Genomic DNA, 13,578 nt, shown 5'->3' on the forward strand with positions numbered 1-13,578 from the left:
ATTTACTGACATTTAAGAACGAAAAGGGCGCGCAAAGGTTGCCCTCCGCGCGCCCGCTCTCAACAAGTATAGGATAGATCAGTCGCGAAGCAACTCATTGATCCCGGTTTTCGAACGCGTTTTCTCATCCACGCGTTTCACGATGACCGCGCAATAGAGGTGCACACCGTTTTTCGATGGCATGGACCCCGCGACGACGACGGAATAGGGCGGCACTTCGCCGTAGAAGACTTCGCCCGTGTCGCGGTCGAGGATTTTGGTCGATTGGCCGATAAACACGCCCATGCCCAAGACCGAGCCTTCGCGCACGATCACGCCTTCGACGACTTCAGAACGTGCACCGATGAAACAATTGTCTTCGATGATGGTCGGGCCGGCCTGCATCGGTTCCAAAACGCCACCAATGCCCACACCGCCGGAGAGGTGCACATGTTTACCGATCTGCGCACAGGAGCCAACGGTGGCCCATGTGTCCACCATCGTGCCTTCGCCGACATGCGCGCCGAGATTGACGAAAGACGGCATCAACACCACGCCCGGCGCGATATAGGCGGATTTACGAACCACGGCGTTCGGCACGGCGCGAAACCCGGCGGCTTTCCATTGATTGTCGCCCCAGCCTTTGAATTTGCTGTCGACCTTGTCCCACCAACCAGAGCCTTGCGGGCCGCCAGCGTGCTCTTCCATGTCCTTGATGCGAAAGCCAAGCAAAACGGCCTTTTTCGCCCATTGATTGACGTGCCAATCGCCGTTCTCCAGCTTTTCAGCCACACGCAATGTGCCGCTGTCGAGCGCGTTCAACGTCTCTTCGATCGCCTCGCGGGTTTCGCCCGTGGTGGCGGAGGTGATCGTGTCGCGCGCCTCCCAGGCGGCTTCGATGGCGGCTTCGAGCAGTGCATTGGACATGTGGGTCTCCCGGATCAACATGGAATATCTGTTGGCAGAGGCTATAGTCGGTCCAGACCCCCCGCGCAACGCGTACGACAGCAAAGCGCGGCAAAGCATAACACTTGTGAGGCACTGCACATCATGACCGACCACCCCAAAGCCCCCTCCACGCGCCGCCATCCGTTGCGTGACAGCCATATGGATATGGAAACGGCACGGCATATTCCCGATACGCCGCAAACCCGTTCGCCGTCTTATGCTTTGGCGTTTACCGATGGCACGTTCATGTGCCGTGATGAATTGCGTCCGGTGCGGCTTCAGTTGGAACTGCTGAAACCTGAATTGATGATGGCCGAATATGGCGTCGAAAGCACGATTGTGCTGTTCGGCGGTGCGCGCATTCCCGAACCTGCCAAAAAGGACACAGCCCGGACCAAGACCTTGGCCGAACTGACGAAATACTACGCGGAGGCGCGCAGTTTTGCCCGAATGATGACCGAGCGCGCCAAGGTGAACGGGCATCGCCATAATGTGATCGTCACCGGCGGCGGGCCGGGGGTGATGGAAGCGGGCAATCGCGGTGCCAAGGATGCGGGCGGGGTGTCAATCGGTCTCAACGTCGTGCTCCCGCATGAACAAGCGCCAAACGAGTATGTCACGCCGGAGCTGTGTTTCAATTTCCACTATTTCGCGATCCGCAAAATGCATTTTCTGATGCGCGCAAAAGCGATTGCGGTGTTTCCGGGCGGGTTTGGCACGCTTGATGAGATGTTTGAAAGCCTGACGCTTATTCAAACCGGGCGGATGAGCCGGGTGCCGTTCTTGTTGTTTGGTCGGGCCTTTTGGGAAAAGATCATCAATTGGGAGGCCTTGGCCGAGGCCGGAACGATTGCCCGGTCCGACCTCGATTTGTTCAAATTCGTCGAAACCGCCGAAGAGGCCGTGGCGGTCATTGATGCGTGGCCCATGGAGGGCGCGCGCGATCATATCGACGGGCGCTGAATTTAGGTTTTTTGGGCGACGGAGACGTCGGCGTCCAAAAGATACTCCGCCGCGCTGTCGGCAAACCGAACACCGTCCATCGCCCGGTGCATGTAGCGATCAAGGGCCATTTCATGCACCACGGTGCCGATGGTTTGACCGCTTTCGCGCGCCAAAAGATGTAGCATTTCAACCGTCGATTCAGACAGCAAAAGGGTGATTTGTTCCATTTTGGAACCTCCTCGCGGCATGCGCGTTAAAAGGGCAGGGTGGCCTGACCCAGAGAGCGTTGAGCCAAGTGCGTATGCGCGTGCCCGGCAAAGGGCGCGCCAAATCGTTTCATCAGGGCCGAGTGAGGTTGGCCAATCTGGGAGGTCTTGCACAGGCGTTCGCCTTCGGTGGTGTGCAAGATCAATCCACCCCCGCGTTCGGTCAATTCATAGCCCTTGGCGCGCAGCACGTCCTGAAGATCCTCCCAGCCAGAGGCATAGGCGAAATCATGAGCCAAATAGGCCTGAAGCGCATGGGGGTGTTTGGGGCCTTTGTAGCCGAACGCCCCTTCACCGGGGCGCACCGCAACGTCTAATATGTCGCGAATATACGCGCCCATGGGTTGACCGGCACATTGGGCCGCGTGTTGAACGCGGGTGCCAAGGTCGTCATCGAATCTGATCTGTATCCATTCCATGTCGGGGACTGTGCCCGGACATGGTTAAAGCCACGTTACCGTTCAAGAACCAAGCGCGAACACACTGTTTCCACAACGTGGTTTCCACAATGTGGAGCGTCACTTCCCGGCTTCGGCTTCGATTTGCTTGCGGGATTTGCGTTCGCGTTCGGTCGCGGATTTGAGCTGACCACAGGCGGCCATGATGTCCTCGCCCCGCGGGGTGCGAATGGGCGAGGCATAGCCCGCCGCCAGGAGGATTTTGGCAAAGGCGTGGATGCGGTTGTTCGACGAGCGTTTGTAGGGCGCACCGGGCCATTCGTTGAACGGGATGAGGTTCACTTTCGACGGGATGCCATCGAGCAGCTTGATCAAACGATAGGCGTCTTCGTCGCTGTCATTCACGTCTTTGAGCATCACATATTCAAAGGTGATGCGTTCAGAATTGGACACTTTCGGATAATCGCGCAGCGCGTCCAACAGCGCCTCGATATTCCAGCGTTTGTTGATCGGCACCAACATGTCGCGGGTCTCATCGGTGGTCGCATGGAAGGACACGGCCAAAAGACAACCGATCTCTTTGGCGGTGCGGTGAATTTCCGGCACAACCCCGGAGGTGGACAGTGTGATCCGGCGCCGCCCAAGGGCAATGCCATCGCCATCCATCACGATTTTCATCGCGTCGCGCACGTTTTCAAAATTATAAAGCGGCTCGCCCATGCCCATCAAAACGATGTTGGACAAAAGCCGTACATCCGGTTTGCGCGCGCCTTTTTCGGGCCATTCGTCCAAATCATCGCGCGCCATCATCACCTGACCGACGATCTCGCCCGCCGTGAGATTGCGCACCAATTTTTGCGTGCCGGTGTGACAGAAAGAACAGGTCAGTGTGCAGCCAACCTGCGAGGAAATGCACAGCGTGCCACGCCCCTCTTCGGGGATATAAACGACCTCGACCTCATGACCGCCATTGATGCGGACAAGATATTTGCGGGTGCCATCCTCGGAGACCTGTTTGGACACAACCTCGGGGATGCGGGCTTCGAACTTTGCGTCAAGCTCGTCGCGGTAGGCTTTGCCCAGGTTCGTCATCTGGGTGAAATCGCGCACACCCCATTGATAAATCCATTGCCAAATCTGGCCTGCGCGCATCTTTGCCTGTTTCTCAGGCGTGCCGTTTTCGATTAAGACCGCGCGCAGGTCCTCACGGGACAGACCGACAAGATTGATCTTGTCGCTGGGGTCCTCCTTGCGGGGGATGGTCAAAACATCCTGCGTGATCGGGGCGCGGGTTTGCATGCTCGGGGTCTCTTCTGTGATGGATTAGCGCGGCACATACAGGATTCTGCCTTACAAGGAAACCCATATGAAAAGGGCCCCGCCGTGACAGCGAGGCCTTTAGGGATGTAGCAAAATGGGTTCAACCGCCGCAGCGTTTGGCGGCCTCTTCAACAGAGGCGGTAAAGCCCAAAAGCGAGAACGTGTCTTTGGTGATCGTGCCGCGTGCAGAGCGCGCGGTCAGTGTCGCCGCAGAGCCACGTTTCATCGCCGCAATGATTTTTGCGTCATCTTCGGGGGTCACGGCCCAGGCCGTTTCATCCTCGGATTTGGTGAACAGGGTGAAATCTGATCCGCCAATGTCGAGGCTGACCTCTGAACCGGGGGCAAAAGGATAGCCGCCCAAGAACGACACCTGACCGTTGACACCGCTGGCCGGACCGTAGGTCACGAACAACAGGATTTCACTGCGGGTGACCGATTTCAAACGGCCCGCGCTGTCGGTGTTGACGGTTTCTTTCGGTTTCGACACCGCCCAACAGGTCTTTGACGGGGCGGCCTCTTCATAAACGTACCAATCGGTGTTTGCGCCGACTTGATTGGTGCTTTCCTGCGCGACTGCATGGCTCGCAACCATAGCAAACCCCACCGCAAGAAGGCCCTGTTTCACGGAAAAACTCATGTTATCTCGCTGCCTCTAGCTATCATGGCCCATATTCGATACGCCTCCGCCGTCTATAGCTGCGGTTTCGTGGCGTGATGAGACCTTTTTCGATGTTCCGCGGGCACAGTAACGTAAATCCGCTGATTTGGGAAAGGCCCCTTGGCGGAAATTCGCTGAAACGTGAAAGGAAAGAGCAAATGGATCAAAAACGCCCCTCCGCGCACCCGATGGTCGACGTCTGGCGCGGACCGATTTGCGAAAGCCGACATGATGGGTTTGCGGTGATTTGCAATGCAAAAGGCGAGGTCATTGAGGGCTGGGGCGATCTCGATACGGTGATCCTGCCGCGCTCTTCGGTGAAGATGATCCAAGCGCTGCCTTTGGTCACATCGGGTGCCGCCGATGCCTTTGGTCTGAGTGTTGAACAACTGGCGCTGTCTTGCGCCTCGCACCAAGGCGCGCCGATCCACACCACGCGGGTTCTGAGCTGGCTGAATGGGCTGGGGCTGAGCCAAGAGGATCTGATCTGTGGCCCGCAACGGCCATGGGACACGGACACGCTTCACGCACAGATCAAAGCGGATGAGAGCAAATGCAAGGTGCACAACAATTGCTCCGGCAAACATTGCGGATTTTTGACTCTGACCCAACATTTGGGCGCGGGGCCGGATTATGTTGATCCTTCCCACCCGGTGCAGGTCGCGGCACTTGAGGCCTTTGAAACGGTGACGGGCGAGACCTCGCCGGGCTACGGTATCGACGGTTGTTCCGCGCCAAATTTCGCCACCACCGTGCGCGGGCTTGGTCGGGCGATGGGATATTTTGCCGGTGCGCGCGAAGAGGGCGACACGATGGAGCGCGCGGCGTTTCGATTGGCCAAGGCGATGCGCACCCATCCCGATCTGGTCGCCGGAGAGGGCCGCGCCTGTACCGAATTGATGCGCGCCGCCGGGGGCAAAGTCACGATCAAAACCGGGGCTGAGGGCGTGTTTACCGCGATTTTGCCAGAGCAAGGCTTGGGCATTGCGTTGAAAATCGCCGATGGGGCCACACGCGCCTCCGAATGTGCGATTGCCGCACTTTTGGTCAAGCTAGGTGCCTTGGATGCCAATGATCCGATGGTGAAAAAGCACCTGAACCCGGATGTGCCAAACTTTGCCGGAATCAACACTGGCGAGATCAAAATAGCCCCCGGATTTCCGGCCTAAAACCAGTCAGCCATGAGTTTCAACGCCAATGCCGTGGAGGCGATGACCAACACCGGTTTGATCAGCTTTGCACCGACACGCGTGGCCAAGGTTGATCCAACATAGGCTCCGGCAATCTGCGCCGCACCCATCGCCAAACCCAACACCCAAAAGGGTTTGGCGACCAGGATAAACCCGGTCAAACCGCCAATATTTGATGCGAAATTCAACAGCTTGGTGTGGGCCGTGGCTTTCAAAATGCCATAGCCCGCAAGACCGACAAAGCCGAGCATGAAAAACGCGCCTGTGCCGGGACCAAGCAGACCATCGTAAAATCCGATGAACGGCACAAAGGTTGTGGCAAAGACCACAGGTGTGATGCGCTGGGTTCGGTCCACATCGCTCAGCCCCGGTTTAAACGCAAAGAACAGCGCGATGGCGATCAACAGGATCGGCAGGCCAAGACGGATCACATCGGTCGGCAGAGAGCTTGCCAACAGCGCGCCGACCAAAGCCCCGACAAAGGACAAAAGCGCCGGGCCGATTTGGCGTTTGAGGTCCACATGCCCCGCACGCGCATAATTGATCGCGGCCATGCCCGCGCCAAACAGCCCCTGCACTTTGTTGGTGGCCAAGGCGGTGATCGGCGGCAGGCCTGCGAGCATCAAAGCGGGCACGGTGATCAAACCACCCCCGCCCGCGATACTGTCGACAAAACCCGCAGCAAAGGCCGCCGCGATCAACAGAAACAGAAGGTCGGTTGAGACCTCAAACATTCTGGCATTCAACGTGGGCGAACTCGGATTTGGCATAGCCTTGGATATAAAGCAGTGCCGTCAGATCGCCATGATTGATGCGAATGTCGCATTCGGCGGCGACAGTTGGCTTGGCATGAAGCGCGACCCCGGCCCCCGCCAGCCCCAACATGCCCAGATCATTGGCCCCGTCGCCCACGGCCATCACGTCATCATGGCCAAGGCCAAGGCGGGCGGTGATGTCTTTGAGCGCTTGCACCTTGGCTTCGCGACCAAGGATCGGCATCCCCGGCGCGCCGGTGAGTTTGCCATCCTCGATCAACAGGGTGTTGGCGCGGTTCTCATGAAACCCAAGGGTCTGTGACACATAGCCCGTAAAGGCGGTGAATCCGCCCGAGACCAGCGCGCAATAGGCCCCATCGCGTTTCATCGTCGCCAAAAGCGCACAGCCACCCGGCATGAAAGTGATGCGTTCGTCGATCACCCGTTGAATGACGGATTCGGGCAGACCTTTGAGCAAGCCGACCCGTTCTTTCAACGCGCCTTCAAAATCCAATTCGCCGTTCATCGCCTTGGCAGTGATGGCTTTGACGTGATCGCCGACGCCCGCGACATCGGCCAATTCATCAATGCATTCCTGTTGGATCATGGTGCTGTCCATATCCGCCAAAAGCATTTTTTTACGTCTATTTTCAACAGGTTGAACGATCATGTCGATCCCCTGTCCTTGAAGTCCCGCCCACACGTCCCAAAGGTTTGATGGCACAACCTCAAGCAAAAACTCCGCCGCATCGCCCATGGACAGCCACCGCAATGCCCCCCCGCCCCATGCAGAGCGCAGCGCTTCAACGGTGGTGAGATCAAGAGCGGGGTTCTTGGGGTCGGTCAAAAGCGTGACAGCGTACATGGGGACAGCTCCAAAGGGGTCATTTGGCTGGGTGATAGCGCGACCCGCGGCCGCTTTCCAGTTTTAACCGCGCGCTGATCTTGCTGCGACAAATCAGGCCTAAATCGCTGTGCTCACAAAATTGGCAATTGCCAGACTCGTTTGAACCCACTACATGCGTCGACGGGACACCTCTCCCCAACGAGAGGCATTTATCTGTAAGGATACCAGCAATGGCTACTAAGCACCCGCAATCGCGTCCTGCGAATCCGCGTTTTTCCTCCGGCCCCTGTGCCAAAATCCCCACATTTTCTCTCGATCTTCTGGCTGACGCCCCTCTGGGTCGCTCGCACCGTGCCGCTGTTGGCAAGGACAAGCTGAAGGCCGCGATTGAGACGACCCGCGAGATTCTCGGCATCCCCGAGGACTATAAAATCGGTATCGTTCCGGCCTCTGACACCGGCGCTGTCGAGATGGCCATGTGGTCGCTCCTGGGCGCACGCAAAGCCACGATGGTGGCTTGGGAATCTTTCGGCGCGGGCTGGGTCACCGATGTTGTGAAACAGCTCAAAATCGACGCCGATGTGAAAACCGCCGACTATGGCCACATTGTCGATTTCGCCGAGATTGATTTCGACACTGACGTTGTCTTTACTTGGAACGGCACCACCTCCGGTGTGCGCGTCCCAAATGGCGATAAAATCCCGGCGGACCGTGACGGTCTGACCATCTGTGATGCCACCTCTGCGGCCTTTGCGATGGACCTGCCTTGGGACAAACTCGACGTCACCACTTTTTCCTGGCAGAAAGTGATGGGCGGCGAAGCGGCTCATGGGATGATCGTCCTGTCGCCGCGCGCTGTTGAGCGTCTCGAATCCTACACCCCTGCATGGCCGATGCCGAAGATTTTCCGCATGACCAAAGGCGGCAAGCTGATCGACGGTATCTTTAAGGGTGAAACCATCAACACGCCCTCCATGCTCGCGGTCGAAGATTACCTTGTGGCACTTGAGTGGGCGCAAAACATCGGCGGTCTGCCGAAGCTGATCGAACGCTCCACCACCAACGCAAAAGTGCTTTGGGACTTCTGTGACCGCAACGACTGGATTGCCAACCTGGCCGAGGATGAGACCACCCGGTCCAACACCTCCGTATGTTTGAAATTCACCGACGATCGCATCAAAGACGGTGCGGCTTTTGCAAAAGCAGTGGCGAAAAAGCTTGAAGACTACAACGCCGCTTATGACATCGGCGCGTACCGCGATGCTCCGGCTGGCCTGCGCGTGTGGTGTGGGGCGACAGTTGAATCCTCTGACATTGAGGCGCTGACGCTCTGGCTCAAATGGGCCTTTGAAGAGTGCATCAACGCGCAGTAACGCGCCGGATTTTCAAACATTCAGTCGGGCGAAACACGCCCGACACCCCATCCAAATTCTCAGGAGTGCCCATCATGGCCCCCAAAGTTCTCGTCTCCGACAGCCTGTCTGAAACCGCTGTTCAAATTTTCCGTGACCGTGGCATCGAAGTGGATTTCGAACCCAAACTCGGCAAGGACAAAGACAAACTCGCCGAAGTGATCGGCAAATATGACGGTCTCGCGATCCGTTCCGCGACCAAAGTGACCGCCGCCCTTTTGGAACATGCCACCAACCTCAAAGTGGTCGGTCGTGCAGGCATCGGCACCGACAACGTCGACAAAGAAGCCGCTTCGAAAAAAGGCGTGATCGTCATGAACACGCCGTTCGGCAACATGATCACCACTGCCGAACACGCGATTGCGATGATGTTCGCCGTGGCGCGTCAATTGCCCGAAGCTTCTGCCTCGACCCATGCCGGCAAATGGGAAAAATCCAAATTCATGGGGGTCGAGCTGACTGCGAAAACCCTTGGCGTCATCGGCGCGGGCAACATTGGTGGCATCGTGTGCAACCGTGCGCTTGGCCTGAAAATGAAAGTGGTCGCTTATGACCCCTTCCTCTCCGAAGAGCGCGCCTCTGAGATGGGTGTTGAGAAAGTTGAACTCGACGAGTTGCTCAAACGCGCGGACTTCATCACCCTGCACGTGCCGCTGACGGATTCCACGCGCAACATCCTCTCGAAAGAGAACCTTGAGAAAACCAAAAAAGGCGTGCGCATCATCAACTGTGCCCGCGGTGGTTTGGTGGACGAGATGGCTTTGGCCGAATTGCTGAAATCCGGCCATGTGGCTGGTGCGGCCTTTGACGTGTTTGCCGTCGAACCCGCCACCGAGAATCCGCTGTTCAACCTGCCGAACGTGGTCTGCACCCCGCACCTTGGCGCCTCCACCACGGAAGCCCAAGAAAACGTGGCACTGCAAGTGGCCGAACAAATGTCCAACTACCTGTTGGACGGCGCGGTTGAAAACGCATTGAACATGCCGTCGATGACCGCAGAAGAAGCCAAAGTCATGGGGCCTTGGGTCAAATTGGCCGAAAGCCTTGGCTCCTTCATCGGTCAGGTCACCGAGGAAGCCATCGAAACCATCAATATCACCTATGATGGCGTGGCCTCCGAGATGAACGTCAAGGCGTTGGAAGCCGCCGTGATCGCAGGTATCATGCAGGCGGTGAACCCGGACGTGAACATGGTGTCGGCACCGCTGATCGCCAAAGAGCGCGGCATCCAGATTTCCAAAACCACCCAAGATGCGTCTGGCACATTTGATGGCTTCATCAAACTCGACATCCAAACGGTTGAGAAATACCGCACCATCGCGGGCACCGTGTTCTCCGATGGCAAGCCGCGCTTTATCCAGATCAAAGGCATCACCATTGATTCCGAGATCGGCGAGCACATGCTTTACACCACCAACAAAGACGTTCCGGGTGTGTTGGGCAAACTCGGGACATTGTTGGCCGAGCATGACGAAAACATCGCGAATTTCACGCTGGGCCGCGCCTCCGAGGGCGGTGATGCGATTGCGATGACTTTCCTTGATACGCCGATCAAAGCGGAAACTGTGACCGCGCTGAAAGACACCGGATTGTTCCAACGCGTGATCCCGCTGCATTTCAAAGCGTAATCAAAGCAACAGTCACGAAAAGATCACCAAGGGCCGCTGGAGTTTTCCGGCGGCCCTTCTATTTTGGCCTCAGCACAGGAGAGACACATGCGCATCTACGCCATCGGAGACATTCACGGACAACTCGACATGCTCAAGGCCGCCCATAAGCGGATTGAAGCGGATAAGGTGCGCGTTGGTGACCCCGATGCGAAGATCATCCACCTTGGGGATTATGTCGATCGTGGCCCGGACAGCAAAGGTGTGATCCAATATCTGATGGATGGGATGGCGGCGGGTCAGCCATGGTTGGCCATTCGCGGCAACCATGACCGGATGTTCACCCGCTTTGTGCGCCACGGGATCGCCCATGATGCTCAGATCAAATCCGGCAAAAGCTGGCTGCACCCGGCGCTTGGCGGGGTCGAAACGCTGGCCTCTTATGGTGTTGAGGCCAAAGACGGAGACTTTGAACTTTGTCACATGCGGGCCCATAAAGGCGTCCCTGCGGCCCATTTGGACTTTATCGAAAACCTGCCGCTGACCCATCAATGGGGGGATTATCTTTTTGTGCATGCGGGCATTCGGCCCGGTGTGGCACTTGAGGATCAAGACGAAGAGGATCTGATCTGGATTCGCGAAGGCTGGCTCGATTATCACGGGACGCTACCGATGATGGTGGTGCATGGGCACACGGCCTTGGACGAACCCACCCATTTTGGCAACCGCATCGACATTGATTCGGGCGCGGGCTATGGCCACCCGATGACGACATTGGTGATCGAACACGGCCATGAAGAGGTGGTGACCGAGACCGGTCGCAAGCCTTTGACACACGCCAAACCCGGATAAGCTGCGACATCGCACGGCCTCGCCATCGGCAATCTGACAGCCTCAACGCATGACATCTCTTGTGTGATCGCGCGGATTTGCGCCTCTGCGCAGTCTTTTCCTGTCAATTTTCGCAATTTGATTAAGACTCTTTTCACCCTGTCTGGACCATTCTACCGCAAAGCCCCGGTTGAACAGGACCGGGCAGGGTTTGAAGAGGTCCCACATGTCATTGTCTGAAACGTTTTCTCAGGAACGCCGCGCGCGTCTTGCCGCTGAACGGCTTCTGGAACTCAAACAGGCCGAGCTTTTCGAAGCCAATCGCAAACTGTCGCAACACGCCCGTCATCTGTCTGATGAGATCATCGTCAAACGCGAAGAGACCGAGGTGCTGCGTGGCGAAAACATGCGCACCAAAGAGGATTTGGAAAAGGCCAATGTGGCCGTCCATATCGCCGAACGCCGCCTTTGGGATTCGCTTGAAACCATTCAGGACGGGTTCGCCGTTTTTGACCCGTCTGACATCATGATCGCCGCCAACCCCGCCTATCTTCGGGTGTTTGACGGGCTCGAAGACATCCAACCCGGCATCAGCTATCCCGACATTCTCAAACTCGCGGTCGAAGAGGGCATCATCGATATCGGTGATCTGACCCGCGATGCCTTTATCGAACGGGCGATGGCGCGTTGGCGTGCGCCGTCGCGTGAACCCCATGTTCTGCGACTTTGGAACAACCAATTCGTCAAACTCGTCGACCGCCGCTCATCGGATGGCGACATGGTGTCCTTGGGCCTGAATATCACCTCGACGATCCGCTATGAAGAACGGCTCAAAAAGGCGCGGTCCAAGGCCGAGGCCGCCAACCGCGCCAAATCCGCGTTTCTGGCCAATATGAGCCACGAAATCCGCACGCCTATGAACGGCATGGTTGGTATGGCCGACCTCTTGGCGGAAACCGAATTGAACGAGGAACAAATCCTTTACGTCGAAACCATCAAATCCTCGGGCGAGGCGCTTTTGGGATTGATCAACGATGTATTGGATTATTCGAAAATCGAAGCTTCAAAACTGTCCTTACACCCGGAACCCTTTGATCTTGAACGCTGTATTCAGGATGTTCTGGTGCTGTTGCAACCGAACGCGACCCAGAAAAAAGTCGATCTGATCATCGACTATGACATGTTCTTGCCGACCAACTTTATCGGTGATCCAGGCCGGATGCGTCAGGTTTTAACCAATCTAGTCGGCAATGCGGTGAAATTCACCCATTCGGGTCACGTCATCGTCCGGGTGGTTGGTCTGCCCGAAGAGGGCGGCAAACGCCAGCGCGTCCATGTCTCTGTCGAGGACACCGGGATCGGCATTGCCCATGATATGATCGAGCATATTTTTGGTGAGTTCAATCAAGTCGAAGACGAGCGCAATCGGAAATTCGAAGGCACCGGCCTCGGACTCGCGATCACCCGTCAGCTTGTGCAATTGATGGGGGGGGAGATTTGGGTCGATAGCGAAGAGGGCGTGGGATCCTGCTTTGGCTTCCACATCACCATGGACGTGATTGCCCAGCCCGAGGATCAGCGCCTGCCCTCATGGATGCACAAAGCCGCGCTTTTGGATCATATTAATGCCAATTCCTTGATCTTGGAAAAACAATTGACGGTGCTGGGGTTTGAGGTCTCGCCCTTTGAAAGTGCCGACGCGCTTTTGGCGTCTCCACTGGATGCGCAGGTCTATTTGATCGACAACAATATGCCACACACCGACATTGGCACGCTGATAAAAACGCTGCGCATACGTGGTGTCACGGCGCCGATCCTGTTGATGACCTCCGGGCCGGTTTCGGCGGGGTCTTTGGACGGGCATGATGCCACAACACTGCAAAAACCACTGTTGCGGGCAAACCTGTGGCGCACCTTATCGTCAATCATCCCAGAAGAGTTGAGCCAACCGATATCCGCATCCGGCCGTCGCATGCGGGTTTTGGCGGCTGAAGACAATAAAACCAACCAGTTGGTGTTTGGTAAAATGCTCAAATCCCTCAACATCGAATTGCGCTTTGCCAACAATGGGCGCGAGGCGGTGGAGCAGTATCAGGGTTTTCAACCGGATTTGATTTTTATGGATATTTCCATGCCCGAGGTGGATGGCAAAGAGGCCACTCGTCAAATCCGCGCGCTTGAAATTGACACCGGGGCGCATGTCCCAATTGTGGCACTGACGGCGCATGCGATGGCGGGCGATGAACAAGACATTCTTGCGGCGGGCTTGGATTATTATATGACAAAACCTCTGCGTAAGGCGTCAATTATAGATCGTATTTTGACGGAACTTCCCAAGGGTTGCTGTTCGATTCTCCCGGAAGAGACCACCGCACGTTCCGTCAGTGGGACCGTCATGGCGGGCGAATGATCCGCCAAG

General features: G+C 56.8%; 13 protein-coding genes. 6 read left to right on the forward strand and 7 right to left on the reverse strand.

The window, feature by feature from the left end:
* Window positions 1-78: 78 nt before the first annotated feature.
* Complete coding sequence (dapD, locus tag BLT54_RS11355; protein WP_074645437.1) at window positions 79-906, reverse strand: 2,3,4,5-tetrahydropyridine-2,6-dicarboxylate N-succinyltransferase; 828 nt, start codon at window positions 904-906, stop codon at window positions 79-81.
* A gap of 123 nt (window positions 907-1,029) precedes the next feature.
* Between dapD and BLT54_RS11360 the strand changes: the two genes are divergently transcribed.
* Window positions 1,030-1,890, forward strand: a complete 861-nt coding sequence (locus BLT54_RS11360; protein ID WP_074645058.1) for an LOG family protein — start codon at window positions 1,030-1,032, stop codon at window positions 1,888-1,890.
* Window positions 1,891-1,892: 2 nt separating this feature from the next.
* On the opposite strand, the gene BLT54_RS11365 is transcribed toward BLT54_RS11360, so the two are convergent.
* The 4 genes from BLT54_RS11365 to BLT54_RS11380 form a co-directional block, all read right to left on the reverse strand.
* Window positions 1,893-2,099 carry a hypothetical protein gene (locus BLT54_RS11365; protein WP_074645061.1) on the reverse strand — a complete coding sequence of 69 codons (207 nt, stop codon included), beginning with the start codon at window positions 2,097-2,099 and terminating at the stop codon, window positions 1,893-1,895.
* A gap of 26 nt (window positions 2,100-2,125) precedes the next feature.
* Window positions 2,126-2,557 (reverse strand): hypothetical protein, encoded by a 432-nt coding sequence (locus BLT54_RS11370; protein WP_074645063.1) that lies wholly within the window; start codon window positions 2,555-2,557, stop codon window positions 2,126-2,128.
* 99 nt (window positions 2,558-2,656) lie between these two features.
* Window positions 2,657-3,835 carry a dual-specificity RNA methyltransferase RlmN gene (gene rlmN / locus BLT54_RS11375; protein ID WP_074645065.1) on the reverse strand — a complete coding sequence of 393 codons (1,179 nt, stop codon included), beginning with the start codon at window positions 3,833-3,835 and terminating at the stop codon, window positions 2,657-2,659.
* Window positions 3,836-3,956: 121 nt separating this feature from the next.
* Complete coding sequence (locus BLT54_RS11380; protein WP_074645067.1) at window positions 3,957-4,496, reverse strand: invasion associated locus B family protein; 540 nt, start codon at window positions 4,494-4,496, stop codon at window positions 3,957-3,959.
* A gap of 179 nt (window positions 4,497-4,675) precedes the next feature.
* On the opposite strand from BLT54_RS11380, the gene BLT54_RS11385 reads away from it, so the two are divergent.
* Entirely contained in the window at window positions 4,676-5,686 is a 1,011-nt protein-coding gene (locus BLT54_RS11385; RefSeq protein WP_074645069.1) for an asparaginase, read from the forward strand.
* On the opposite strand, the gene BLT54_RS11390 is transcribed toward BLT54_RS11385, so the two are convergent.
* Together BLT54_RS11390 and serB are read right to left on the reverse strand one after the other, a co-directional pair.
* Window positions 5,683-6,441 (reverse strand): TSUP family transporter, encoded by a 759-nt coding sequence (locus tag BLT54_RS11390; protein ID WP_074645071.1) that lies wholly within the window; start codon window positions 6,439-6,441, stop codon window positions 5,683-5,685. The genes BLT54_RS11385 and BLT54_RS11390 overlap by 4 nt on opposite strands.
* On the reverse strand, window positions 6,434-7,327 hold the full coding sequence (serB, locus tag BLT54_RS11395) for a phosphoserine phosphatase SerB (protein ID WP_074645074.1): 894 nt from the start codon (window positions 7,325-7,327) through the stop codon (window positions 6,434-6,436). The genes BLT54_RS11390 and serB overlap by 8 nt, the downstream gene beginning before the upstream one ends.
* Before the next feature lie 212 nt (window positions 7,328-7,539).
* Here serB and BLT54_RS11400 point away from each other — a divergent pair, with 212 nt between their 5' ends.
* The 4 genes from BLT54_RS11400 (at window position 7,540) to BLT54_RS11415 (ending at window position 13,569) form a co-directional block, all read left to right on the forward strand.
* Entirely contained in the window at window positions 7,540-8,682 is a 1,143-nt protein-coding gene (locus BLT54_RS11400) for a phosphoserine transaminase (protein ID WP_074645076.1), read from the forward strand.
* A gap of 74 nt (window positions 8,683-8,756) precedes the next feature.
* On the forward strand, window positions 8,757-10,349 hold the full coding sequence (serA, locus tag BLT54_RS11405; protein ID WP_074645078.1) for a phosphoglycerate dehydrogenase: 1,593 nt from the start codon (window positions 8,757-8,759) through the stop codon (window positions 10,347-10,349).
* Window positions 10,350-10,436: 87 nt separating this feature from the next.
* Complete coding sequence (locus tag BLT54_RS11410; protein ID WP_074645081.1) at window positions 10,437-11,180, forward strand: metallophosphoesterase family protein; 744 nt, start codon at window positions 10,437-10,439, stop codon at window positions 11,178-11,180.
* A 205-nt stretch (window positions 11,181-11,385) separates the two neighbouring features.
* Entirely contained in the window at window positions 11,386-13,569 is a 2,184-nt protein-coding gene (locus BLT54_RS11415) for an ATP-binding protein (RefSeq protein WP_074645083.1), read from the forward strand.
* The last annotated feature ends 9 nt before the right edge of the window (window positions 13,570-13,578 follow it).

The organism is Celeribacter baekdonensis (assembly GCF_900102315.1).
Classification (GTDB): Bacteria; Pseudomonadota; Alphaproteobacteria; order Rhodobacterales; family Rhodobacteraceae; genus Celeribacter; species Celeribacter baekdonensis.